This window comes from Pseudoduganella sp. jia 9 (assembly GCF_055502615.1).
On record NZ_JBUPWE010000006.1, the window covers coordinates 84,408 to 107,570 of the forward strand.

The following is a 23,163-nucleotide window of genomic DNA, read 5'->3' on the forward strand; positions in this document are numbered from 1 at the left end:
TGACTGCAATTCACCACTTATCGAGGAGTTCATCATGGCAAACGTTCTGTACATCAACAGCAGCGTGCGGTCTTCCGGTTCCCTGTCGCGCCAGCTGTCGGCCGAGTTCATCGCCAAATGGCAAGCCAACCACCCGTCCGACACCGTGGTCGAGCGCGACCTGGCGGCCAACCCGGTGCCGCACCTGACCGAGGAAATGCTGGGCGCCTTCTTCACGCCGCCGGAAGCACGCAATGCCGAGCAAGCCTTTACCGTCAAGCTGTCGGACAAGCTGGTCGATGAAGTGCTGGCCGCCGACGTGATCGTGATCGGCGCACCGATGTACAACTTCTCGGTGCCGTCCGGCCTGAAGGCCTATATCGACCACATTGCCCGTGCCGGACGCACGTTCAAGTACACCGAGACCGGCCCGGTCGGCCTGGCCGGCGGCAAGAAGGTGTACGTGTTCACCGCCAGCGGCGGCGTCTACAGCGCTGGCCCGGCCGCCGGCTACGACTTCCTGGCCACCTACCTGCGCGCGGTGCTGGGCTTCCTCGGCATCACCGACATCACCTTCATCCAGGCCGAAGGCGTGGCGATGGGCGAGCAGGCACTGGCCGACACGCTGGCGAAAAGCCGGCAGTCGATCGACGAACTGGCCGCCGCATAAGCGTTGTCCTCGCCTGGGGCAGGGCAGGACTGTCCCGGGGTTTGCAGGCGTTTGGTAGGTTTTCATGCCAGCCGGTATGATGGAGTTTGCCGTCCCACGGAGCCCATCAATGAAAGACCGATTGCACCTGCTCGTCATCGATCCCCAGAACGATTTCTGCGACCTGCCACCCGAATCCCTGCCGATCGACGCGGCCACCGGCCGGGCGCGCATGCCGGCGCTGCCGGTGCCCGGCGCCCATGCCGACATGTTGCGGCTGGCGCAACTGATCGAACGGGGCCGAGCCGGCATCTCGGCGATCACTGTCACGCTCGATTCCCATCACCGCTACCACGTGGCGCATCCGACATTCTGGGTGGGCGGCGATGGCGGGCCGGTCTTGCCCTTCACCGAGATTACCGCGGCCGACGTGCGTGCCGCCCGCTTCCTGCCGCGCGATCCGCGCGGACGCGAACGCGTGCTGGCCTACCTCGATGCGCTCGAAGCGGCCGGCCGCTACCGGCTGATGGTATGGCCGGTGCACTGCGAGATCGGCACGTGGGGCCATAACGTGCATGACGCCGTGCGCACCGCCTACAACCGCTGGGAAGACGCGGCACTGGGCGTGGTGGCGAAGATCGCCAAGGGTTCGCACCCGTGGACCGAGCACTATTCTGCGGTCATGGCCGAGGTGCCCGATGCCGGCGAACCCGGTACGCTGGAAAACCGCGCGCTGCTGGCCAGCCTGCGCGATTCCGACCGCGTCTACATCGCCGGCGAGGCCGGCAGCCATTGCGTGAAATCGACCGTCGAGCATGTCGCCGAGCGCTTCGGCGCCGATGCGTCGAAGCTCGTGCTGATCACCGATTGCATGAGCCCCGTGCAGGGCTTCGAAGCGCAGCAGACCGAATTCTTCGAACGCATGCGGGCCGCCGGCGTAGGCTTCGCGCAAGCCTCCGACGTGGTGCAGGAACTGCTCGTGAACGCGGGGCGCTGACATGGACGAGAACCTGAGTGACAACATGAGCGACAACATGGGAAGCAGCGTGACGAACGACTTCAAGCCAGTGGTGCGCAGCCTGCTGGAAACCGACCTGTACAAATTCTCGATGTGGCAGGCGCTGCTGCACTGGCACCCGGGCGCGCAGGCCGAATACGAGTTCAAGTGCCGCAACAAGCCGGCGTATCCTCTGGCGGAACTGAAGGATGAACTCGAGCGCCAGCTCGATCACCTGTGCACGATGACGTTCCGCGAAGAAGAACTCGACTACCTGCGCTCGCTACGCTACATCAAGAGCGACTTCGTCGACTTCCTTACCGTGTTCCGCTTCCAGCGCAAGTTCATCACGGTGGAAACCGTTGGCGAGGAACTGCTGGTGCACGCGCGCGGCCCGCAGGTGCACGTGATGGGCTTCGAGATCTTCGTGCTGTACATCGTCAACGAGCTGTACTTCCGCCGCTTCGACCGCGAGGCCGCGCTGGCCGAAGGGCGCCGCCGCCTGGATGCGAAGATCGCCGCGCTGAAGGCATTCGGCCAGGAGCCGATGCGGCGCAATCCGTTCGAGTTCTCCGACTTCGGCGTCCGCCGCCGCTTCTCGGGCGAATGGCATGACGAAGTGGTGGGCCGCCTTGCGGCGGAGGTGCCGGAGTTCTTCAAGGGTACCTCGAACGTGTACCTGGCGATGCGCTACCGGATCCATCCGATCGGCACGATGGCGCACGAATACATGCAGTCGTTCCAGGCCTTCGGCGTGCGGCTGCGCGATTTCCAGAAGGCCGCGCTGGAAGACTGGGTGCAGGAATTCCGTGGCGACTTGGGCACGGCCCTGACGGACGTGGTGGGCATGGATGCGTTCCTGCGCGACTTCGACCTGTATTTCGCCAAGCTGTTCGATGGGCTGCGCCACGATTCGGGCGACCCGGTGGAGTGGGGCGAGAAGGCCATTGCCCACTATGCCAAGCTGCGCATCGACGCCAACACCAAGCGGCTGGTATTTTCCGATGGCCTGGACCTGGACAAGACCATCTTCCTGTACCGCCATTTCGCCGACCGCATCATGACCGGCTTCGGCATCGGCACGTGGCTGACCAACGACCTGGGCCTGAAGCCGCTGAATATCGTGATGAAGCTGGTGCGGTGCAACGGCCAGTCGGTGGCCAAGCTGTCCGACTCGCCCGGCAAGACGATGAGCAAGGACGAGACCTTCCTTGCCTACCTGCGGCAGGTGTTCGAGCACCCTGCCGCCTGAGCCCGGCCAGCCGATCAGGCTTCCGCGCCTCCGTAGCGCAGCATCAGCGTGGTGGCCTGTTCGCGCTGTTCGCTGTTGTCGACATCGACCGACAGCAGCGCGGCCGGGTGCTGCACCGGATGATCGGTGTTGTCCGCGTCGTCCGGCGTCAGCGATTCCATGATGTTCTCGACGGCCAGCGTGGACGTGTCGGTGCTACGCGTGTCGTGCAGGTTGAGCTGCACGGCCGAGCCGTGGAAGCCTGCATCGAGCAATGCGGCGCGGGCGGCCTCTGCATCCTCGACCGTTTTGAAATTGCGGTGAATGGTGTCTGGCATGGCTGTTCCTGTATCGGTTGTCCTGCCGCCATTGTGCTGCAAAAACAACAATGGCGGCGCCCCGATGGGCATCGCCGCCGCGTGGCCGCCGAACCGCCGCAGCGTGGATGAACGGCCAGGCCGCGACCCGGGTCAGAAACCGTCGACTACTGTTTCCACGTGCTCGACCTTCGGCGGCTCGGCAAAATAGCCGCCCACCAGAGCGCGCCAGGCCTGGAAATTTTCGCTGCCGCGGAAATCCACCGTGTGGTTTTCAAGCGTTGCCCAGCCGACCAGCAGGCGATAGGTATCCGGGCGTTCGATGGTGCGGTCGATGCGCATCGACACGCAGCCCCTGGCCTCCCGGAACAGCGGCACGGCTTCGCGCACGGCGGCTTCGAATGCCGCATGGGTACCCGGCTTGACATTGATTTCGGCGATTTCGTAGATCATGAAAGGTCTCCTGATGAGTAATCCAGGCATTGTGCCGCAACCCGCGGTGGAACGCAGGGTGGTATTGGCTACCGATAGACTGTTGCTGCGCCTGTGGCGCGCCGCGGACACGGCGCCCTTCGTGGCTCTGAATGCCGACCCGGCCGTGACGGAGTTCCTGCCAGGCCCCGTGACGCCGGAACAGGCCGCGCAGTTCTTCGGCACGCAGAACGCGATGCACGCGCAGCACGGCTGCTGCTACTTTGCCGCCGAGCTGAAGGAAACCGGGGAGCTGGCCGGCTTCGTCGGCCTGAAATACCAGGATTTCAGGATGCCGTTCGCGCCCCGCCACGAGGTGGGCTGGCGACTGGCGTCGCGCCATTGGGGACACGGAATGGCGAGCGAAGGCGCGCGCGCCGCGCTGCGCTTCGGCTTCGAGCGGCTGGGTCTCGAGGAGATCGTGTCGTTCACCGTGCCGGACAATGTCCGTTCGCGGCGCGTGATGGAAAGGCTGGGGATGGTGCGCGATCCGCTGGGGGATTTCGCGCACCCGGCGCTACCGGCGGAACATCCATTGTCGCGCCACGTGCTGTACCGCTTGCCGAGGGCCGCGTTCGACGCCTGATGGCAGGCCGCGGCACCGAGCGGGAGCCGGGCCGCTGCCACCGGGGTGTTGGCGGCGCGGCCTCGTTTCAGTATTCCCCCGGCCCTGCATCAGCCCTGCCGATCGTCGCCGCCCGATTGCTGGTTGCCGGCGGAACCCTGCAGGCCGGTGGGATCGCTGGGGCGGCCTTCGCCGGACAGGCTTTGCTCACGATCCTCGTTGCGTTCCTGCTGCCGGTTGCCCGCGCCGGAGCCTGCCTGGCTGCCTGCCGCGGGATTGCGCAACTGATCGGTGCCGCCGCCGGCGAAGCCTTCCTGGTCCGCTTCCGAACCGTCGGACAATAAATCGTCGGTGCGCCCGGCCGACTGCATGCCGCTTTGCCATGGCGTGTTCACGGCCTCGTCGTAGCCTTCCTCGGTTCCGGTGCGGCCGGTGCCGCCGGTGCCCATGGTTGCCGCGCTGCTGGTGCCGTCATGGGTTTTCTGGTCCAGGGTACGGCCGCCGTTTCCTTGATTTTGCATGATGGTCTCCTGATTGATCGAATGCCAACCATCTTAGGACTCGGCAAGGGAGCGGAGAATAGGCGCGCGGGAGGGGCGGGTGTAGGAGGACAGGCAGTGGAACCAGGTGCGGAACGGCGGGGCCGCGGCCCCGCCGTTCAGGTCATCGCTGCAGCGACTGGCGCCTTGCCGCGAACCCCACGGCGGCCAGGCCGAGGCCCAGCATCAGCCAGGTCGATGGTTCCGGTACCGCTGCCAGCGGCGCCGGCCCCGGCATGATATTGCCCGGACCGCCGATGGTGAACGTGTAGGCGCCGAATTCCCCGTCGTTGAAACCCGTGACGACGAAGGTGTACTGCAGGCCAGCCGTCAATTCGGTCTGGAAACCCGACGTATTGGGCGTCAGGATGTCGTCGTTGAAACGGATCAGGTTGTCGTTCGGCGCGCTGGCGTCAAAGCCGCCTTCGTACAGGATGACCATGCTGTCGAAGCGGGCCGCAGCCAGGAATTTGTAGACGCCGTCCGCGTCGACATGGAAGTCGAACGCCTGGTAAGGCACGACAGTGCCGACCCCATTGAAGGCGGCGTCGACGTCCCAGGTTGGCGATCCGGTGGAATCGCCGACGTGGCTGAAGAATTCCGCGCTGGCCGTGCCGGCGAAACCGGTGAACAGCGCGCATGCCGCGAGCGCGGTACGGAACAGTTTTCTGATGTTCATGACGTTTCCTCGAAGATGGTGGACAGGTTCATCGACCGCGCATCAGCGCGTGGCGGCGCGGCGCCGTGCATAGCCGACGGCGGCCAGGCCCATGGCCAGCATCAGCCAGGTCGACGGTTCCGGCACGGCCGCGACACTGCCGGGGCCGGCGATCGTCAGGCTGTACTTGCCGAATTCGCTGTCCTGCAGACCTGTCACTACCACCGTGTAGGTCGCGCCCGGGAACAGTAACGACACGAAGCCCGACGTATCCGGCGAGAAGATATCGTTGCTGTGGGCGATCAGGTTGGTGGTTGGTGCGGCCGCGTCGAAGTCGTTCATGTAGAGGAAGATAGCGCTATCAAACTCCGCCATGGCAAGGAACTGCCAGGTGCCGCCGGCGCTCACCGTAAAGGTCAGCGCATCGTAGGGCACCGCATTGCCCGCATCGAGATAGATCGCGCCGACGTCGAGCGTGGGCAAGCCGGTCGTGTCGCCCCGCTCGATATGGAAATCGGCACGGGCGGTACTCATGAGTCCAGCGAACAGCGCACAGATCGTGAACGCGGTACGGAAGAGCTTTGTGAAATTCATCGCTTGTTCCTTATGGGAGTCAGTGGGAGATGAATGCATGGCGGAGCACCAGGCTCCGCCATCGGGATGGATCAGTGCTGTTGCGATTTGCGGCGAGCGCTGTAGCCCACTGCCGCCAGGCCCAGCCCCATCATCAGCCAGGTCGACGGTTCAGGCACGGCGGAGATCAGGCCAGGGCCGCCGATCTGGGCAGCGAACTGGCCGTATTGCGAATTGTCGTAACCGGTGACGACGAAGTGGTAGGTGGTGCCGGCTTCCAGTTCAGCCGACAGTGCCGACGTGATGATTGAAACGTCGTCGTCATTGCCAGCGTAGAAATTCGCCGAGGTGTCGGCTGGATCGAAGCTGGTTTCAAACAGCAGCGCCACGGTGTCGTAATCGCCCAGAACCTGGAAGGAGTATTCACCCGAGGTATCGACCGTGAAGGAGTACTGCGAGTAAGCAACTGCATCGGCGTCGAGGAATTCCCACGGCGTCAGATCGAGGGTCGGGCCTCCGGTGGTGTTGCCGGTATAGGTGACGATTTCAGCGCTGGCGGTTTGTGCGAGGCCGATGAACAGTGCGCTCGTGGCGACCGTAGCACGCAAGAACTTCGTGGTGTCCATATTGATCTCTTGCTCCAAGTGGAAGGGTTTTCCCGAAGAGTTATCTCAACGAGTGAGATCAGTATTGCATGAGATTTTTGCATGCACGGCAGAGCAATTAAGCTTTTTTTAAGTATTAGCTAATGATATTTTTTTATGGAATTATTAATTACTTAATGGATACTCCTCAAGAGGGAGCCATGTTAAAAGTTGTGAACATAGTGCGCACATGAGGTGTTGGGCAAAAGCGACACTCGCTTTTATCCGCTGAAAATGCGTTGCGCGAATAAAAAGCGGAGCCCTGGCTCCGCTGATGCAGCGATGAATGAGCTTGTTTTCAATGCTGCCGCGTCGTGCGCCGTGCATGGACGAGTGCGCCGAAGCCTATTGCCAGCATGAGCCAGGTTGACGGTTCCGGCACAGCCGAGATCGCACCTTCGCCGCTGATCGTCAGGCTGTAGGCGCCGGCATCCCCGCTGGAGAAACCAGTGACAACAACGAAATATTCGGTCCCGGCCACCAGGTCGGCGGCAAAGCCGGAGGTGCGCAGGCTTGCCAGATCGTCGTTGGCGGCTACACCATTTACCAGCGGATCCGCAGGGTTGAAAGCAGTCTCATACAGCAGCAGGAAAGTATCGAAGCCCACGCCGTGCATGGTGAATGAATATTCTCCGTCCTCGGTCACCGAGATTTCGATGGTGTCATAGATGGCGCCGGCACCATTCGGCGACAGGTCGCTGAAGTCCACGAATGGGCGATCGAAAGAGGGGCCGCCGGTCGTGTCGCCGGTCCAGGTAACGATATCGGCTTGCGCGGGTTGCACGAGGCCGATAAACAACGCGCTGATGGCGATTGCTGCATGGAAGAACCTGGTGATGGTCATGGCGGTTTCCTTCGTTCGAGGAGAGGGGGCTTTCTGGAAGCAAGCACGGCAGACCAGTATTGCACGGTTATCGGGAATTATTTGGCGGATATTTAATTGATAGTCAGCCTTGATTATAGGGATGTTATTTGTGTTGGAATGGGAGGTGGGGGTGGGCAATGCGCGTCGGGGCTGGCCGAGGAATGCAGTGTTGAGACCCGTATAAATGCCTGAACTGCCAGCGTGGCGATGCGCGATTCTGCTGCGAAAGTGCAACTACCTGGCTGGACGAGCTAAGGCAATTGTTTGCGGGATTTGCTTAATGCTGGATTCATGCGCGGCGACAACGTGGCGGGGCGGGTGAGCCTGCCGGGGATGCCGCCGAGCCTGACCGCGACGCTGGCGGCATTTCGCGATCTGAAGTCGAAAAACGCGATGGATGCGGCGCTACCGCATGCCTTGTCTTATGCGGGCTTGCACCCGGGCTTCAGGAGGAGCGAGGATCTCAAGGCGGTGGCTCAGCAATGATTAGCGTGATGAGAGTGGTCAGGGTACCGATTTGACGGGATGTGGTACCAGTACCTCCACGGCCCAGGAGTAGTCATAGGCATCCTTCTCGACTACCGCTACATAGCCTTGTTGAATGAACAGGCGTGCATGCTCTTGAGCTTCCTGTTCGGTCAAACATGTGAATGTATGTGTTGTTGCTTCAGGCTGTTGCAGTGATGAATCGGCGACCTCGGTTATAGGGTCGAGACACGTTCTTATCTCATGGAAGAGGGTACGCAAATGTTGACTCGCCCACAACAGGAAGGATGCCCGCTGTGGCGGGCTGTCTTGTAGAGCGGTGATTTTTGCCGCATTTCCATGCATGTTCTTCTCCTCGATCAGTTCTTGTAGGAATAGTACTACAAGATAATTTCGATGTGCCAATAATAATTAACTTAGAAAAATACAATTCATGAGTGAAGCGGCTGGGTTTCAGGTGTTCGACCGTTTCTGTGCAGACGTCTGCACTGCATTCAAAGTAGGGTGCTAGATGCTGTATAAAAATACAGTTCCGGTCCAGTCCCCCAGTTCCAGCTTCAGGGGATTGGTCAGCGGCATGACTCTGGCGATGCCCGGCGCTGGTATGACAGACAACCAGGCTGCGAACCGTTGCATCGAGGGCTGATCGTGGCTGGATGTGCATTCCGCTCGGCGGAAACAAGCCCGCCGGGCGGTAGCGACATCGCGAAGCGATGTCGGGAATGGGCGAATCGGAGAGCCGTGCGCTTGCAAGCGCACGTCGCTTTGGCGGCGCCGAGCAGTGCTCGGCGAAACCCCGCCAAAGCCCCGCGTCCGTCGGGGACGGACGCGGATTCCAATCCCGGAGTCGGAACCGTCAGAACAAAAGAAAAGGGCCCAAGCAAGCTTGGGCCCTTTTCTTTTGTTCGGTGGTGGAGACGGCGGGAATCGAACCCGCGTTATCGCTAGCATTCATGCGGTTCTAAGCCAGCATGCTGTCATTAAGTCGTCATTGTTGGGTTCGGTCAGCTAGAAGTATCGTGGCTAACAGGTAGCGGGCGGCGTATGGTCAAATTTCTTTTCCGCAATTAATAAAGCCTTCGGGAACCATGTGAGAACTTAAAGTTCTGTTCACTCGACTCTTGCAAGTAACAGTGGCAAACTGTAGTGCTTTCGTCTCATGAGCGCTCCTGCTGCCTAGGCGGACGAGGATCGTAAAGCGCTTCCCATGCGGACAACCTGGCGCACACAATAGAATGAACAATCGATATACAAGCTGCCGTCGACGGAACTATGTGTGCGCTGCTTATGTTGAGGCTGCGGTGCATATCAACAAGGTTCTTGGCTCGGACAGGGCGTACTGGATACTGCTTCGTGAGGGGGTTCCTGCAGAGGTCATCAAAAGAATACTCGAACAAAAGCAGGGACAAGTACGGCGAGCAGATCGTCGTTACGCTGTACGCAGGGAAATGATCTCAAATCCTGCTCTTGTCCCGACTGATCTTCGGACGGACACCATGACATCACAGCGGGTAGAGGTTGCAATCGTATTCCAGTCAATGCTAGGTACGAATGAGGCTGCCGAATATCTGCGCAATGCCAGCGTACCAATCTGGGTAACGGCTCGTGTACTCGGATCGAAGAAGCGTAGGCCATCGCCGGATTTAGTCATTGAGCAGGCTTATCATTCTGACAACGACCAAGCCCAGGAGTGACAGGTAACGTCATCGCGCCCGGCTGCCGATGCCGCTCAACGGCGGCGCCGGCGCAAGGCTGCCGTGACAAGCAGCCCGGCCAGCAGCATCGCTGTCATTCCGGGCTCCGGCACGGCGCTGACCGTGGTCAGTCCACGGATCTCCAGAGTGTATAAACTGCCGGGCTGCAGGAACGCCAATCCGCTCATGCTGCCGGTAGCCGAGTAAGGCGGCACTCCCGGTGCGCCACTGCTGAAGAAGGCGTTCAGTTCGGACGGCTCCAGCGAAAATACATGCACGCCCGAGTTGTCGCTCCGGATCAGGACTTCCCACGCAACGCGGCTCCACGCAGACTCGGGTGATCCGGCCGACACATGCGCGTCGAGATAAACGCTGTAGTCAAAGTCAAGCCGCACCACCCCATCCGAGCCCGGCATCAGGCTGAACGTCATGTACTGAAGGTCGAACACGCGCACATCGGCGTGCGCCCCGCCCAGCGTGGAGAAATCGGCACGTTTGTGCGTATCCGCGCCTGCTGCCACGTTGTCGACCCCGACAAAGTTGCCGGTCGTTAGCTGGTCGCCGCGGGCGAACTGGCCGTTCGGCGTCGGGACCGGGATCGTCGCGAAGTCGTTCTCAGGCATGACGGGGCATGCCCCGCCGACGCACTGGTTGATCAGATCGGTCGATCCCAGCGCACTGCCTGTCGTGCCGCCGAGCGTCGCGTCCGCAACCGCGGAGGGCGACGAGATATACACGGTGTTGAAATCGGTCACCGTGTATGCTGTACCGTCTTCATGCAGCAACCGGAAATTACTGATACTTAGGATGGCGGAAGCGGAGGAGTCCGCGCGCGCGCTGCCCGCACAGCAAACCGTTGCTACGGCAACACCCGCCAACAGGAATTTCCCAATAGCATTCATTGCATGTTCTCCTTGTCGAAGTGGTGGCCGAGCCAGGGATTCATAACGCGTACGGGCGGACCATCAGGAAGATTAGCATGCACTTACATTGCTGAGCCCGCTGCACTGTGTTGAAACTGCCACGCTTTTCGCAGGGGCGAAAGTAGCTTAAGTAACCATGATCGTTATGCTGTCCTGAGTCGATAAGCTGTCATCCTGCCTTCGTTCCCGAACCTCTCGTGTGCCTTGTCGCCGGCGTTCGGATCGGCTTCCGGCATCCAGCGGCCGTACACTCTGGCGATCATCGTCCAGTCGGCATGGCCCATCTGCGCGGCTACCCACATCGGGTGCTCGCCGGCAGACAGCATCATGCTGGCGTACGTGTGGCGCGTTTGATAGGGGAAGCGGTAGCGCACGCCGCCACGTTTCAGTGCCGGCATCCACATGGTCTTCCGGATCGGCTGGTCGCCGGCCCAGCGTTCGCCTGTGCGTGGATTCTGGAAGATCTCTTGACCCTTGAGCCAAGTGTGCTGCTTCTGCGCTTCCAGGGCTTCGAGCGCCGGCGGCAGGAGCTTCACGTCGCGCCGGCCAGCCGCGGTCTTTGGGACTTCGGCTTCACCGGATACTTGCGTCTGTGCCTTCGAAACGCGCACGGTGCCGCGTACCAGGTCGACGTCGGTCCAGTCGAGCGCGACCAGTTCCGACGTGCGCATGCCTGTCCAGAAAGCGAACTGGACGAAGTTGCGGGCTTGGCCATCGAGGTTCAGCAGAATCACCGACTGCTCGTCTGCGGTAAACGGATCGATCTCGTCTTCGGTTTGCAGCGCTTCCTTGTTCCGATATGTCCAGCCTGCGATGGGATTTGATTCGATCAGTTCGTACTCGTCGATCGCATCGGTGAGTGCCGCACGCAAAACGCTCTGAATGTTCGCGAGCGTTTTGTTAGACACGTTTTTGCCCTTCAGCTTGTCCTTGATGACCTTGCGCGTCAGATCGGCCAGTTGCAGCGGACCGAACATCGGGATCAAATCGCCCTCGACGATCTTGCGGTAGCCGTTGAACGAGCTGGCTTTCAGCTGCTTCTGCTTATCCTCCAGCCACTGCCGCAGGAATTGCTCGACCAGGCGCGTGTCGGGAGCCTCCTTGGAGAACTTGCGCGCGTGCTTCGAGGTCGGGAAGGTCTTTGCGTAGTCGAAGCTGCCGTCCGCGATGGCATACAGCACCGCGGCTCGGTGCTGCTCGGCTCGTTTCAGGTTAGCGGTGGTGGGCTTGAGCGGAATCCTTTCACGGCAGCGAGCCCCGTTATACATGAAGGTGATTTCGATACTGCTTGCCGATGCACCTTTAACGCCTCGCCCGTCACGACCCATGCTTCATATCCTTGTACGTCAATCAAATTTCGACCGTCTGGCGCCTTGATCCAGACTTGGCCCTTCGGCCAAATGCCGTCGCGGATCTTCGTCCGGATGGCGTCCTCGGTATAGCCGGTTTCGGCGGCGAACTTGGAAATTGTCAGATACCTGATCATTGCTACTCTTCCTGTAGCCGAGCGGCGTCAGCACGGTCGAGGCGCTCGATCTCGGCAATGATCAAGGCGCCGGCGCGCACCAGGTTGCTTCGGCGATCGCGCGGCTTCCACCAGTCCGTGGTCCATGGCCACTGGTGTGGAATGCCCAGCTGGCAGTGCGCGGCTGGGTCGGCGTAGCACATTGCCGCTTCGGCCAGCTCACCGCCTTCGTGCACGTCGTCGTGCTCCAGCGTCCATCCTTCCTGCTCCCTCTGGCGTCGGCGTTCGGCCAGAACGGCGAGAGCAGCCGGCGTCACGGCGCCAGGTGCATGCATTGCATCCTCGCTGATCTCAAGGCGCGCGTGAATCATCTGCGCTGGCGGCATGAACTTGACCAGGATATTGACGATGCGTTCAGCTCCGGCCAGGTCGTCGGCAAGCAGCACCGCACTGCGCGATGCCTGCTGTAGTTGCGCGGCCAAGTCAACTGCGGTGCTGCGGAAATCGAGTGCCTGCGCGGCGAGGACGGAAGTTGGTGTCATTGCGTTCATGCGAATTCTCCTTCTGGCGCGAGCCAGTAAGTGGGGCGAAATTGGGACGGGGTGCTGGCCAGTGCGACGGCGGCGGCGGCATCGAGTGCGACGGCGCCCCACGTGTTCCCGTCGAAGTGCTGGAACCGGCCCAGCTTGAATGTCGTCTCGATGTGCTGGCCGGCTGTCCGGTGGACACCCGCGGGCGGGTGGGCTTCCGTGCAGAACAGCCAGCGGCCGGATGCGTCGCCGGCGCGGGTCTGTGTCGTTTGCATTGCTATTCCTGTGCTGGTTCGTTCTCGGTTTCGGGCGCGGTGTACGCCAGGGTGTGGGCCAGGGTGATCGTCTTGGCCGGTGCCTTGGTGCGAACGGCAGGGCCGGCCTGGTCGCTGTCGCCGGTGCTGGATGGCGCGCGCAGCTTGAGCGTCAGCGTCTTGCGTACTGCCTCGGTGTTCGCCTTGTCGGCCGGCGATCCCGGACTGGCTTTCGGGAACGGCCAGGCTGCTGCCGGCGCGAGCTTCGCCGGCTCGGGCGGATGCCATTCGTTGTCGCGCCACATGTAGCCGGGCTCGTGGCCAATGACATCCAGCGCCTTGACCAGGTGCGGCGCTTTCTTGATTACCAGGGGCGTTACGTCGTTCAGCTTGCCCGGGTTGGCGGTGACGAATGCGCGCAGCGTGTCGACGTCCTGCAGCACGGCCAGGTCGATGCCGAAAGTGTCTTCGGGCTGCTCGCCGACGCCGGCGGTGTCAACCTGGTCGGCATCGACGCCTTCGTGCTGGGCGATCTTGCGTACAACGGCAAAGCCGTCGTCATCGCCGTCGGTGTTGTGCTGCAGATCCCACGGTGATACGTCGAGATGCTGCGCGATCAGCAAGTCCAAGATGAGCATCTGCACATCCGCCTGCGATGCCTGGTCGATGTAGGCGCACGTCGCCTCGTCGCTGCGGGACTCGAAAGGGTAGAGGTCGGCCAGTTCGCCATGCGGGAGCGAGTGCTCGACCAGCAATTCCTTCGCTACTTCCCGCAGCGATGCAAGCGACAGGGTGCCGTAGGTTCGTTCGCGCACTTTGCGGTACAGCGCGACGCGTTCGGTCGTGAGCTCCTCTGCGCGGCGCTCACGCTCCGCGCGCTCGGCGTCTTCCTTTGCCAGCGCGTTTTTCCGTGCCTGTGCCTGGGGTGTCGCGGCTTTGGCGGCCTGTTCGGCATCCCATGCCTCGCGAGTCAGACAGATGCCGGCCTTCTCTGCCGCCGCCTGCAGCGCTGCGCGGTCGTATTGCTTCTTGATGCTGCCGTTCTCCAGGTCGATGACGGCTACTGGCGGCGGCAGGTGCTTCTCGGTCAGGGCCTGGGCGATCGTGCGGCCATCGCTGATGGATACGCGGTCCAGCCGCCACATGCCGGAGTTGTCGAGGATGACGTTCGGATCGGCCAGTGCTGCCCTCGCTTCGTCGCCGCGCAGCACCGGGATCTTGGCCTTGTTCGCGTGGACGATCACGCGGGCGTCGTGCGCCGCGCGCTTCTCGGCGAAACACTCCGGGTCGGTGCAAATGTTGGCGTCGACGTCGGGATACAGCACGGGTTGGTTGCCGGTCCGCTTTGGGCATGCGCCGCACGTGCCGGCCGCTGCCAGTAACTTGCCATCCTTGATGTCGAACGGCGCGCTGGCCAGCGTCAGCGTGTACCGGCCCTGGATGTGCTGGGCCGCGGCACGCACCGACATCGGTTCGCTCCCGTACTGGGGTTTCAGGATTTCCTTCAGCGCCTGGGCCTGCAGCTTCGGTACCGGAATCCGCGCAATCAGCAGCGCCGTCGACGCGCTGATCTCGTCGTTCAGGAATGGCTCGCGCACATCGAGCGCCAGGGCGCACAGCTTCAGGCGGCCGTAGATGTACGAGCGGCTCTTCTTCAGGCGTTCGGTCAGCTGGTCGGCGTTGTAGCCGTGCGTGAGCATCAGGCGCTCGTAGCCTTCGGCCTCCTCGAGCGGATGCGGATCTTCGCGCTGCAGGTTTTCCAGGATCTGCAGTTCGATCGCGTCGTGGTCCGACATCTTGCGGCTGATCGCGGGGATGTGCGTCAGCCCGGCCATGACCGATGCGCGGAAGCGGCGCTCGCCGGCGATGATCTCGTAGCGCTGCGGCGCCGCGGCGGTCGGCTCGACGGGGCGGAGCAGGATCGGCTGGGCGACGCCCTTGTCGCGGATGCTGTCGGCCAGCTGCTGCAGCTTCTCAGGGTTGAAGCGCTTGCGGTTCGTGGTGGAGATGCGGATGTGGCACAGCGCGAACTTGCCGAACGTGCTGCCGTCTTCCAGCACCAGTTCGTCGACGATGATCGGTGCGTCGGATGCCGGTGGCAACGGGGCTTCGAGGATGGTCAATGCGGTCATTTGGGGCTCTTGGTTTGTGGCTCGTCGCGCAGCAGGGCAAACACGCGGTCGGAGAGTTCGGTGTCAGTAGGGTGCAGGGCTCCGGATAGCGCGGCAACGAAAGCGCGGGCGCGAGCGTCCGCCGTTCCCGTGCTGGACTTCTCTGCACATTCGGCGCTGAGCTGGATAAGGCGCAGCATGTTTGGAGTCCTCATTGCGCGGTTGCTTCGGTATCAATGTTGTTTGTGCAGACGTCTGCACAAGCATTGCCGGTGGTCGGCGTGGCCAGGCGCAGGTCGGCAACCTGCATGAGCCAGGGCATGCCGTCCAGCGTGTGCGGCACGCGAATTGCGGCAAGCCGGCGGCTATTCGTGATGTCGAGCAGGACGCTCTCGACGGTGCCGCGCTGCGGGCCTTCCGGCGTGTCGAAGTCGACGACCGCGCCGCGGCCGATTTGTTGTGCTTGCATGTGAGTCCTTTCAGTCATCGTTGTCGTTGGCCTGGAGCCGCTTCGGGTCGAAGCGGGCCCGGTGCCGCATGTGTTTGAGCGCGCGGGAATACAGGACCCTGCGCAGTGCTGGGTCGGTCTTCACTTGCTCAAGTGTTTTGTTTGTGCCGAGCGATCGGTATGCGATGTCGATCGCTAGATCGTCGGGTGCTGAGTTGTTCATTTCGCTAGCAGCTAAGCCTCAAGCCAGGCGAACGGAGACGCCGCATGCCCCGAAACGTTCGACTGTCGAGATGTGAAGCTCAATGCTCGAATCCGCGACCTCGTCAAACTGGACTTTTTGTGCAGACGTGCGGACAGTGACGTGATAGGTCTTGGGGGAGGTATTAGGCTGTCGGAAATCCGGTTCGTGGGGTGCGCAAGACATGTTTGCCTCCAGTAATGTGCTGAACACAAAATATACACGAACGAATAGATATATCAATACGTGAATGGATAGATAGGGCGAAAAAAAAGCCACAGTGCATGTGGCTTTGTTGCGTGGAAACATCAAAACTAAATGTGGACTGTCTCTCGTCGCACCACGCGGCCCACGATGATGCAGTCGCCCCCTTGGCAGCTCTTCCGGTGGAACTTCCGCTGATCAGGGTTATCCGAGCTCAGCCACCATTGACCAGCGTCGCGGGTGAGTCGTTTTACGACTGCCTCTCCTTCGTAATTGACCGCATACACCCCGCCGTCGACCTGGCGAGTGTCGGCAGTATTCACAATCACAACGTCTCCGGCATAGAGATTAGGTTCCATGCTTTCGCCTTTGATCGGAAGTGCGAACAATTTCGACGGGGAATAGCCGTTTCGATCGGCCCAGTTCTTAGGGATGCTGACCTTTGCGCCGTCGTGAATCTCGGGAACTGTCTGGAATCCGGTTATTCCGGCTTGGAGGCGTAGCTGCACTTTTGGTATCTGATAAAAATCGGGATCGTCTGGCTCAGGAATGGTTACTTCCACAAGCCCTTGGGGAAGTGGCGCACGCTGCCCTGCATCGTCGCCGTCTTTGCCCTCGATGAGCCAGACGAAAGGTACGTTGCAGGCAATAGCGAGCTTGCGAATAGTCTCGGTTTCCGGACCTCTGACTCCGATGCTCTTCAGTATGCGATTTATTGTGGGCTGGGGCACGCCAGAGGCTCGCGATAGAGCGCTCTGCGATTGAAAGCCAGCGGCCTTCATTGCTTGATCAAGTCTGCTTGCGATATCCATGCAGGGACTATACGCACGCGTATAGATAGAAACAACGTTCCATTCATTCGTGTATTGACTCATTTATCCATTCGCGTATAGAGTGGCAACATGGAAAAAACAATTACGGACATGTTGAGCGAGGTTAAGGCGCGGACGGGGTGGAGCGAGCCCCGGATTGCTGCCGAACTCAATACATCGCAGCCGACCGTGAATCGTATTCTGCGTGGGCAAGCAGAGTGTCGCGCAAGTACGTATCGGGCAATTACCGAGCTGTATAGGCAACTCGATAGCGGCTTGATACCTGCCGATCCTGTCGAGATAGTGCCTCGACGACGAGCGACCGATCCCCGCTAACTGAGCCAGCCAGAAGCGCACGGCAGTGCGCAGGGGGCCGCTTTGCGTCCGCAAAGTTGCCCAATGGAAAAGAAAAAGTTCTTACTTTAACAGTTGTTGAAGTATTTCATCTGTGGCAAATCCTTACTACATTTTTTATCAACATTACAAAATGAATATCCTCGACGCCTTTTACCGCACTGTGCACGACGCGATTGGTGGATGCGAAGCGCTCGCGATCCGATTAGGCATGTCGGCGCAGATCCTGCGCAACAAAGCTAACCTTAACAACACGGCAAACCGTGTCCTGCTCGAGGATGTCGACCAGGTCATCGGCATCACCGGCGATGCTCGCGTGCTGCATGCGCTCGCGGCGAACCACGGATACGTGTGCGTGAAAATCGACAGCAATACACCGGCGTCCGATCTGGCCGTGCTTGAACTGGTCGTTCAAGTAATGGCCGGTCACGGCAGCGTCGGCGACGAAGTCTTGCGCACCCTGGCCGATGGCCGAATCGAGCTTCACGAAATCCGTGCCGTCGAGGCTGCCGTGTACCGGGCCAACCAGGGCATGCACCAGCTCGTTGCACGGTTGAAGGAAATGGCGGACCTGCCAGTCACGAAAAATGCGGAGGCCGCATGAGTGCGCGTCACGACACCGCGATCGACGATGCGGTTGATCCGCCGGCCGAGTTGGTACGCGCGCCAACGGTGCCGCCGTTCCGTCCGCTCCAGCGCCGCGTCAACACCATCGTCCCTCGTGACGGCGCCTTCGATTACCGCAATTCGCCGTCCCTGATGGGCGGCCAGCGCGTGCCCTACCGCACGCAAACCTAGGATCGACCCATGCACCACTACCCGCACCACATCGGCGACTTCAACAACGCCACGCGCCACCTGACCCGCATCGAGCGGAGCGTCTACCGCGAAATGATGGACCTGTACTACATGAAGGAGCAGCCGCTGCCGGCCGACGAGGCAGTGCTGTTCCGCAGGTTGATTCTGCGCGACCCCGACGAAATTGCCGCGGCGCGTGTCGTGCTGGATGAATTCTTCACGCTCACCGACGCGGGCTGGGTGAATGGCCGTTGCGACCGTGAGATCGAGATCTTCCACGCGGGGGCGGCGAAGAGCGCGGCCGGTGGCCGGGCGAAGGCGTGGAAGACCGCAGACAAGGCGATCCGTGCGCACGTGCGGGCCAAGGATGCGGTGCAAGCCCGCGGGCTCTTGCTCGATTTCGTGAATCGCCACGGCGCCGACGATGCTACGCGGGACGTCGAGGACATGATCGCCAATCTGGAGCAGGCCATGCGAAGCCAGGGCGAGCTGGACCTCGTTGCGCAGGCCGCCGCTGCTGCGGCGGTGGAGTCCGCGCGTGCGGCGACTGCACGATTGGTCGCGCATCCTGCGGGCGAAATCGTCGAAGGATGCGCGCAAGATGCGGGCAGTGTGCGCGCAGCGTGCGCGCAGGATGCGGGCACCTTGCGCGCACCTGCCAACCAGAACCAGAACCAGAACCAGAACCAGAACCAGAACCAGAACCAAGACAACCCCTCTCATGCGCCAACACTGAGCGAAGAGCCGCGCGTGACCGCAGTCGACCTGAGCATCGCCTGCCGAAAGGAGGGAGTGATGACGAACGCTGCCAATCCCCTGTTGATCGAGCTTGCAAGCCAGGGCGTCAGCGTCGAGACCATGGCCGCCGCGTGCGTGGAGGCGAAGCGCATGGGTTCGAACCACCTGAAGTACGCGGTCAAGGTGATCGAAACGTGGGCCAAGGAGGCAAGTACGGTGCGTGCTGCAGGCGCCTCGCCACTACGGCAGTCGGCACGCCAGATCGCCAACGAACAGACCCACGCATGGGCCGCCAAACTCACCGGAAAGACTCGCCATGAGCAACGTGACACCCCTGAATTCATCGACCTCAACCCCGCTCCAGGTATGGGTTGAGAAGCTGCTCGCTTACATGCTGCTCTGCTACGGCAAGCGGTTCACGGACCAGTGGGGTATGACCGATAGCGACGACCTGGTCAACGCCTGGGCCGATGGTCTTGCCGGCCTGTCGAACGACGACCTGAAGCGGGGCAAGGATTCGCTCAAGAGCCGCGCCTGGCCGCCGACGCTGCCGGAATTCGTGGCGCTGTGCCAGCCGTACCTCGACCCCGTTGTCGCGTACCACGAGGCGTGCATCCAGGGGCCGCGGCGCGAGCGTGGCGAGGAGGAGCAGTGGTCCCATCCGGCGATCTACTGGGCATGGGTCAACATCGGTGCGCATGCGCTGACGCACCAGTCGTACGAGCAGGTGAAGGTGCGATGGGCCGAGGCGTTGCTGCGACACGCGAACGATCCGATGCTGTTGCCGGTGCCGGCGCGGGCAATCGCGCTGCCGGCACCCGGGGCGACGCGGCTGCAGCCGGAGCGCGCGCGATCGCTGCTCGGGCAGCTTCAGGTACGCACGGTTGGGGCTGGCCCAGTCGGCGACGGCCTGCGGTGGGCGAGAGCGGTGCTGGACAAGGCGGCGGCTGGGAAGCCGGTCAGCATCGCGGCGTACGAGATGGCGGAGCAAGCGCTGGGGCTTCGTTGAGGCGGTTGGGTGTGGCGGAACTAGGGAAAAACAACATGAATGCGATGGTCGAAATGAGTGAAGAAGTGATGGGGGCGGTACGGGACGCCGAGGTGCCTGCGTACATTGCCAGCGCAGTGCAGGCAGCGACTGCGAGGGTCCAGTTCGAGGGGCGGATGGCCAACTGGCGTCGCGTGGTGAGCGGCTCGGCCAGCGCGGCGAGCAGCTGCTGCGCGTCGTGGGCGAAGTGGTACGTTGCACTGCGCGTATCGGAGGCGCCGCCGGCGCAGGACGTGCTCGAGGAGAAGGTGAAGCCGCTGCGCGGGGTCGTCACGGCTGATCACCTGGACGGCTGGATGATCGAGGCGGCCTGGCGCATGCTCCCCGATTACAACGACCGGATGGCCATCAAGGCGAAGTACATCTACCAGTTCCCGGAAGATCGCATCCGGCTGCATTTGAAGGGGGTACGCGGCCCGCATGTGAAGCTGGTGGTCGCGCGAGCCGAAAATAATTTGCAATGCCTCTTGCGCGTTTTGGAGCGGGCGGATACGATCCTGTCCTGAAGTACCCAACAACTTGCCTGCCGGGTGTGTCCCGTGCCTACAGCCGAAAAAGGCGCTTCCCATTGGGAGGCGCTTTTTCGTCTGTGGGTAGGTTACAGTCTCTTCATTTCAAGCCATACACCGTATGGTGTCCGCGTCCGGTCCGTTTTCTTGCCGCCGAAAATCATGGCTGAGCAGGATGTAGTAGCGCCGGGCAGAGCATTGTCCGCCAGCCTCTGCCGGAACAGCACCGCGTTATCCTTCGATAGATACCCTACAGTGCCGCCATCGATGTCGACGCGGACGGCATTTCGGTCGTACGGGTTCGAAGACTCTGGTATCAGGTACGCCACGCACGGTACGGCGACTCCGTTGTCATCCTGAGTGCGAACGATCTTCCTGATGTGCCCTTGGTAGTGGGATTCGCCAACTACTTCGATGTCGCGGTACCCGTCGTTTTCCCAGTGGTGCGCAGTGGTCTGCGCTTGCGGTCGGTGATGCTGTGAGCTGTCGCCGGCATCACGTCGAAGTGTGTATGGCCTCGTATGTGGTCGCTGCTGTGGCGGTCGCATGTCGCCATCTCTCGCGTGCGGCCGTCGCTTCGCTGGCCCAGCGTCAGGCCCGTCGCGGTATCCGGAGTAAATCTTCCAGCCGAAGTACGCCACGGCAGCAAGTAGTAGCAGCACCGGAATTAAATCCATCATTCAGCCCCATGAATAGTTGTTGGCCGGACATTATATCCATGTCCGAATAGCAACTCTGACTGGGGCTTTCCGTTTCGGCCGTAGCATATGCACGGCGGCGTTGGGCGAGAACGTTAAGCGCACCGAATCCATAGGAGGCAGTATGCCGCGCGCTGCGCCCCGTCCCTGCAGCTACAAGGGCTGTCGCACTCTCGTGCATGACGGCAGCGGCCGATGCGCCGCGCATCCTCGCGAGATCTGGTCGAAGGTCACGCCAACCAAACGGATCACCGGGCGCCGACTGCAGGCGATGCGCGCTGCGCTGTTTGCCCGCGATCCGCTGTGCGCCGAGTGCCGGCGCCAGGGTCGCGCGGTGCCGGCCACGCAGCGCGATCACATCAAGCCCCTCAGCGAGGGAGGTGCCGACGATGAGACGAACGAGCAGGGACTATGCGAGCTGTGCCATGACGCGAAGTCGCAAGGCGAATCGAAGCGCGGCCGCTGGAAGCGATAGCTAGTCGGGCACCAGCGAGGCCGGCCTCTCCAGCGCGGTGTATGGCCATAGCCGCTTTGGGCCATCAGCCGATAGAACACGATCGATCACGTCCTGCGGTAGATCTTCGCCATGTAGCACGGCTGCGGCCGCGCGGGTTCCTTGTGTGTGCTGGATCGATATCGCTGCCTGGACCATGGCGGCTTGGATGTAGTTGACCCTGCGGCACGTGACCAGGTCGAATTCCTGCATGTTGTCTCCTCCCGAACTGTCCAGTGTAGGACAGGCAAGGAGAAGGACAGGGGAACTTCACTAGTCTTTGATCTGCATCAAATGGGTTTGTCCAAGCCAAATCGCCGCAAGGGTTTGATCCGGGGAGGTGAGCGTGGGGCCCACACCTGTGAATGTCGACGAGAGATCTGGATTAGGTGGGCGCGTATGGACACGCTCGCGTCTATTGCCGAACGGCGATAAGACACGCTCGATCACGTGAACCGGAACCCGCTCATCAGTAAGGAGTTTGTAAGCACGAAGGTCGCTTATATCGAGCCGCAACTGAACTACGGCTTGGACGATCGCTGCTTGGACGAATTTACGTCGGCGACAACTGAGAATGGTGAGCTGATCCATGCAAGTCCTTCGGGCCATGACGCTATCAAGAGGATAGCGCATGACGAAAGAAGTCAGCGCACCTTGTGGCGCCGGCTGAACATGACATAAGGGAGAGCGTGATGACGAGTATGCGAGCAAAAAGAGCCAAGCGGATCCGGCGAGTTCCGTTGGAGTTGACAGGCGCGCTGTTGCGTGCCCCGGGTCGGACAATTGGCGGCGAGCTGAAGAAGGAAGTTCGTCTAATCGGGCATGTCGGGCCAGAACTGAACCTGATTACACCGTCGCAGGCATCCAGCGTCAAGCGGCGCAGCGGGCTGCAGCGATTCGTTGACCACTTCCGGAAGTATCGGCCGTGGTTCGGCATTGTCATGTCGGCGCGGCTGGCCTGGATAGCGTCGCGCTTCGACAGCCGGGACGCTCCCGGCAATTCTGACCCGCGGTCCCGACCTGGTCGCGATTGGCACGATGTTTCAGGGGAGTAACTGTCGGAGGGGTAGGGCGGGTCGAAAGTCGACGATGCGCCACTGGAAACCGTCAGCTTAGGCGTATTTTTTCGCGGAACAAAAACTACCCCCTAGGGGTTTGATAGCATATGACTTTTGTATCTGGAGTTCATATGGATCTCAAGAAGGTGATTGAGTACGGTCGGCTTGCAGTTTCCAGCTGGAAGATAATAACGTTCGCTTTCGTCACCGCGGGCTTCACAGTCGGTGGGGTTTTAGCCTATCTGTCAGAACTGATTGGCGGGTTGGGGTGGTACGCTATTTTTTCTGCAGCTCTAGTGACAGCTGCTCTGGTTGCATTAACATTTTTCTTGGTCAAAGGCGCTCAGGCCCAAGCAGCAAATGCTGCAGCCATGTCAGCATTTGCTGCCAGGGCGAGCGACATCAACCCATTGCTAAACAGTTTTGAAGACAGAGTCATCCGTATCGATCAACTCCATCTGCCAGGGCGCCAGCTTCATCGCAACAAGCTCTTCAAGCGGTGCAAGCTAGTCGGTCCAGGAGTTATTGTCTTATCAGGTGGTAGCTATGAGCATTGCGATTTCATGGACATTGGTGACGTGTTCCCATATCCGGAGAACTCCGTGATAGTAGGCGCGACCGTCTTTGAAAACTGTACTTTCGAGCGTTGCGAGTTCGATAAAATCACGCTCATGATTCCTAAGGGGATGATCGCAGGATTCTCTGCAGTGCCAGGAATCGTATTGGCAGGAAGTCGCACAGGGCCGCCGCCGAACTACAGGCCACACTCTTAGAATAATTTTCCTTAACAAAGGGACTCGAAAACTCGAGT

33 protein-coding genes are annotated in these 23,163 nt (G+C 61.1%); 13 read left to right on the top strand and 20 right to left on the bottom strand.

The features are described 5' to 3' along the window. The first annotated feature begins 34 nt into the window (after positions 1-34). From ACY34H_RS08480 to pncB, 3 genes are all read left to right on the top strand, one after another. Complete coding sequence (locus tag ACY34H_RS08480; RefSeq protein ID WP_464977056.1) at positions 35-649, top strand: FMN-dependent NADH-azoreductase; 615 nt, start codon at positions 35-37, stop codon at positions 647-649. A gap of 109 nt (positions 650-758) precedes the next feature. After that, positions 759-1,625, top strand: coding sequence for a cysteine hydrolase family protein (locus tag ACY34H_RS08485; protein WP_464977057.1), 867 nt, complete (start codon positions 759-761; stop codon positions 1,623-1,625). Positions 1,626-1,662: 37 nt separating this feature from the next. Further along, positions 1,663-2,877, top strand: a complete 1,215-nt coding sequence (gene pncB, locus ACY34H_RS08490) for a nicotinate phosphoribosyltransferase (protein ID WP_464977280.1) — start codon at positions 1,663-1,665, stop codon at positions 2,875-2,877. Positions 2,878-2,891: 14 nt separating this feature from the next. Here the strand turns inward: pncB and ACY34H_RS08495 are convergent, their stop codons facing one another. Both ACY34H_RS08495 and ACY34H_RS08500 read right to left on the bottom strand, forming a co-directional pair. Further along, complete coding sequence (locus tag ACY34H_RS08495) at positions 2,892-3,194, bottom strand: hypothetical protein (RefSeq protein WP_464977058.1); 303 nt, start codon at positions 3,192-3,194, stop codon at positions 2,892-2,894. A gap of 132 nt (positions 3,195-3,326) precedes the next feature. Further along, the gene (locus ACY34H_RS08500; RefSeq protein WP_464977059.1) at positions 3,327-3,626 is read right to left on the bottom strand and encodes an antibiotic biosynthesis monooxygenase family protein; all 300 of its coding nucleotides are present in this window, start codon (positions 3,624-3,626) and stop codon (positions 3,327-3,329) included. A gap of 13 nt (positions 3,627-3,639) precedes the next feature. Between ACY34H_RS08500 and ACY34H_RS08505 the strand changes: the two genes are divergently transcribed. Further along, positions 3,640-4,230, top strand: coding sequence for a GNAT family N-acetyltransferase (locus tag ACY34H_RS08505; protein ID WP_464977060.1), 591 nt, complete (start codon positions 3,640-3,642; stop codon positions 4,228-4,230). An 89-nt stretch (positions 4,231-4,319) separates the two neighbouring features. On the opposite strand, the gene ACY34H_RS08510 is transcribed toward ACY34H_RS08505, so the two are convergent. From ACY34H_RS08510 to ACY34H_RS08530, 5 genes are all read right to left on the bottom strand, one after another. Next, on the bottom strand, positions 4,320-4,730 hold the full coding sequence (locus tag ACY34H_RS08510) for a hypothetical protein (RefSeq protein WP_464977061.1): 411 nt from the start codon (positions 4,728-4,730) through the stop codon (positions 4,320-4,322). 142 nt (positions 4,731-4,872) lie between these two features. Further along, positions 4,873-5,427, bottom strand: a complete 555-nt coding sequence (locus tag ACY34H_RS08515; RefSeq protein ID WP_464977062.1) for a PEP-CTERM sorting domain-containing protein — start codon at positions 5,425-5,427, stop codon at positions 4,873-4,875. Positions 5,428-5,469: 42 nt separating this feature from the next. Continuing rightward, on the bottom strand, positions 5,470-6,000 hold the full coding sequence (locus ACY34H_RS08520; RefSeq protein WP_464977063.1) for a PEP-CTERM sorting domain-containing protein: 531 nt from the start codon (positions 5,998-6,000) through the stop codon (positions 5,470-5,472). 71 nt (positions 6,001-6,071) lie between these two features. Next, entirely contained in the window at positions 6,072-6,605 is a 534-nt protein-coding gene (locus ACY34H_RS08525) for a PEP-CTERM sorting domain-containing protein (RefSeq protein ID WP_464977064.1), read from the bottom strand. Positions 6,606-6,921: 316 nt separating this feature from the next. Further along, positions 6,922-7,467: a PEP-CTERM sorting domain-containing protein gene (locus ACY34H_RS08530; protein ID WP_464977065.1), complete on the bottom strand. Its 546-nt coding sequence runs from the start codon at positions 7,465-7,467 to the stop codon at positions 6,922-6,924. Positions 7,468-7,779: 312 nt separating this feature from the next. On the opposite strand from ACY34H_RS08530, the gene ACY34H_RS08535 reads away from it, so the two are divergent. Next, positions 7,780-7,974 (top strand): hypothetical protein, encoded by a 195-nt coding sequence (locus ACY34H_RS08535; protein WP_464977066.1) that lies wholly within the window; start codon positions 7,780-7,782, stop codon positions 7,972-7,974. A gap of 18 nt (positions 7,975-7,992) precedes the next feature. On the opposite strand, the gene ACY34H_RS08540 is transcribed toward ACY34H_RS08535, so the two are convergent. The 10 genes from ACY34H_RS08540 to ACY34H_RS08585 form a co-directional block, all read right to left on the bottom strand. After that, positions 7,993-8,319, bottom strand: a complete 327-nt coding sequence (locus ACY34H_RS08540) for a hypothetical protein (protein WP_464977067.1) — start codon at positions 8,317-8,319, stop codon at positions 7,993-7,995. A 1,384-nt stretch (positions 8,320-9,703) separates the two neighbouring features. Continuing rightward, a complete protein-coding gene (locus ACY34H_RS08545; RefSeq protein ID WP_464977068.1) occupies positions 9,704-10,570 on the bottom strand; it encodes an EDSAP-1 family PEP-CTERM protein in 867 nt (288 codons plus the stop codon). 164 nt (positions 10,571-10,734) lie between these two features. Continuing rightward, on the bottom strand, positions 10,735-11,919 hold the full coding sequence (locus ACY34H_RS08550; RefSeq protein WP_464977069.1) for a tyrosine-type recombinase/integrase: 1,185 nt from the start codon (positions 11,917-11,919) through the stop codon (positions 10,735-10,737). Positions 11,920-12,079: 160 nt separating this feature from the next. Next, positions 12,080-12,607: a hypothetical protein gene (locus ACY34H_RS08555; RefSeq protein WP_464977070.1), complete on the bottom strand. Its 528-nt coding sequence runs from the start codon at positions 12,605-12,607 to the stop codon at positions 12,080-12,082. Then, positions 12,604-12,861 carry a hypothetical protein gene (locus tag ACY34H_RS08560; protein WP_464977071.1) on the bottom strand — a complete coding sequence of 86 codons (258 nt, stop codon included), beginning with the start codon at positions 12,859-12,861 and terminating at the stop codon, positions 12,604-12,606. Before ACY34H_RS08560 ends, ACY34H_RS08555 begins: the two co-directional genes overlap by 4 nt. A 2-nt stretch (positions 12,862-12,863) precedes the next feature. Further along, positions 12,864-14,972, bottom strand: coding sequence for a ParB/RepB/Spo0J family partition protein (locus tag ACY34H_RS08565; RefSeq protein ID WP_464977072.1), 2,109 nt, complete (start codon positions 14,970-14,972; stop codon positions 12,864-12,866). Further along, positions 14,969-15,151, bottom strand: coding sequence for a hypothetical protein (locus ACY34H_RS08570; RefSeq protein WP_464977073.1), 183 nt, complete (start codon positions 15,149-15,151; stop codon positions 14,969-14,971). Before ACY34H_RS08570 ends, ACY34H_RS08565 begins: the two co-directional genes overlap by 4 nt. Positions 15,152-15,162: 11 nt before the next feature. Then, positions 15,163-15,420: a hypothetical protein gene (locus ACY34H_RS08575; RefSeq protein WP_464977074.1), complete on the bottom strand. Its 258-nt coding sequence runs from the start codon at positions 15,418-15,420 to the stop codon at positions 15,163-15,165. Positions 15,421-15,430: 10 nt separating this feature from the next. After that, positions 15,431-15,622 carry a hypothetical protein gene (locus ACY34H_RS08580; RefSeq protein ID WP_464977075.1) on the bottom strand — a complete coding sequence of 64 codons (192 nt, stop codon included), beginning with the start codon at positions 15,620-15,622 and terminating at the stop codon, positions 15,431-15,433. A gap of 332 nt (positions 15,623-15,954) precedes the next feature. After that, entirely contained in the window at positions 15,955-16,656 is a 702-nt protein-coding gene (locus ACY34H_RS08585) for an XRE family transcriptional regulator (RefSeq protein WP_464977076.1), read from the bottom strand. 111 nt (positions 16,657-16,767) lie between these two features. Between ACY34H_RS08585 and ACY34H_RS08590 the strand changes: the two genes are divergently transcribed. The 6 genes from ACY34H_RS08590 (at position 16,768) to ACY34H_RS08615 (ending at position 20,100) form a co-directional block, all read left to right on the top strand. Then, positions 16,768-16,992: a helix-turn-helix domain-containing protein gene (locus ACY34H_RS08590; protein ID WP_464977281.1), complete on the top strand. Its 225-nt coding sequence runs from the start codon at positions 16,768-16,770 to the stop codon at positions 16,990-16,992. Positions 16,993-17,143: 151 nt separating this feature from the next. Then, complete coding sequence (locus ACY34H_RS08595) at positions 17,144-17,614, top strand: phage regulatory CII family protein (protein ID WP_464977077.1); 471 nt, start codon at positions 17,144-17,146, stop codon at positions 17,612-17,614. Continuing rightward, complete coding sequence (locus tag ACY34H_RS08600; RefSeq protein WP_464977078.1) at positions 17,611-17,808, top strand: hypothetical protein; 198 nt, start codon at positions 17,611-17,613, stop codon at positions 17,806-17,808. The genes ACY34H_RS08595 and ACY34H_RS08600 overlap by 4 nt, the downstream gene beginning before the upstream one ends. 9 nt (positions 17,809-17,817) lie before the next feature. Continuing rightward, positions 17,818-18,921: a YdaU family protein gene (locus tag ACY34H_RS08605; RefSeq protein WP_464977079.1), complete on the top strand. Its 1,104-nt coding sequence runs from the start codon at positions 17,818-17,820 to the stop codon at positions 18,919-18,921. Then, positions 18,863-19,555 (top strand): hypothetical protein, encoded by a 693-nt coding sequence (locus ACY34H_RS08610; RefSeq protein WP_464977080.1) that lies wholly within the window; start codon positions 18,863-18,865, stop codon positions 19,553-19,555. Before ACY34H_RS08605 ends, ACY34H_RS08610 begins: the two co-directional genes overlap by 59 nt. Positions 19,556-19,590: 35 nt before the next feature. After that, on the top strand, positions 19,591-20,100 hold the full coding sequence (locus tag ACY34H_RS08615) for a hypothetical protein (protein WP_464977081.1): 510 nt from the start codon (positions 19,591-19,593) through the stop codon (positions 20,098-20,100). 92 nt (positions 20,101-20,192) lie between these two features. Here the strand turns inward: ACY34H_RS08615 and ACY34H_RS08620 are convergent, their stop codons facing one another. Further along, positions 20,193-20,783, bottom strand: a complete 591-nt coding sequence (locus tag ACY34H_RS08620) for an HIRAN domain-containing protein (protein ID WP_464977082.1) — start codon at positions 20,781-20,783, stop codon at positions 20,193-20,195. A gap of 142 nt (positions 20,784-20,925) precedes the next feature. Here ACY34H_RS08620 and ACY34H_RS08625 point away from each other — a divergent pair, with 142 nt between their 5' ends. Next, complete coding sequence (locus ACY34H_RS08625) at positions 20,926-21,276, top strand: HNH endonuclease (RefSeq protein WP_464977083.1); 351 nt, start codon at positions 20,926-20,928, stop codon at positions 21,274-21,276. Here ACY34H_RS08625 and ACY34H_RS08630 read toward each other — a convergent pair whose 3' ends face one another. Beyond that, complete coding sequence (locus ACY34H_RS08630; protein ID WP_464977084.1) at positions 21,277-21,507, bottom strand: hypothetical protein; 231 nt, start codon at positions 21,505-21,507, stop codon at positions 21,277-21,279. A gap of 60 nt (positions 21,508-21,567) precedes the next feature. Then, complete coding sequence (locus ACY34H_RS08635; RefSeq protein WP_464977085.1) at positions 21,568-21,885, bottom strand: hypothetical protein; 318 nt, start codon at positions 21,883-21,885, stop codon at positions 21,568-21,570. A 598-nt stretch (positions 21,886-22,483) separates the two neighbouring features. On the opposite strand from ACY34H_RS08635, the gene ACY34H_RS08640 reads away from it, so the two are divergent. Beyond that, positions 22,484-23,125, top strand: a complete 642-nt coding sequence (locus ACY34H_RS08640; protein ID WP_464977086.1) for a hypothetical protein — start codon at positions 22,484-22,486, stop codon at positions 23,123-23,125. Positions 23,126-23,163 lie beyond the last annotated feature (38 nt).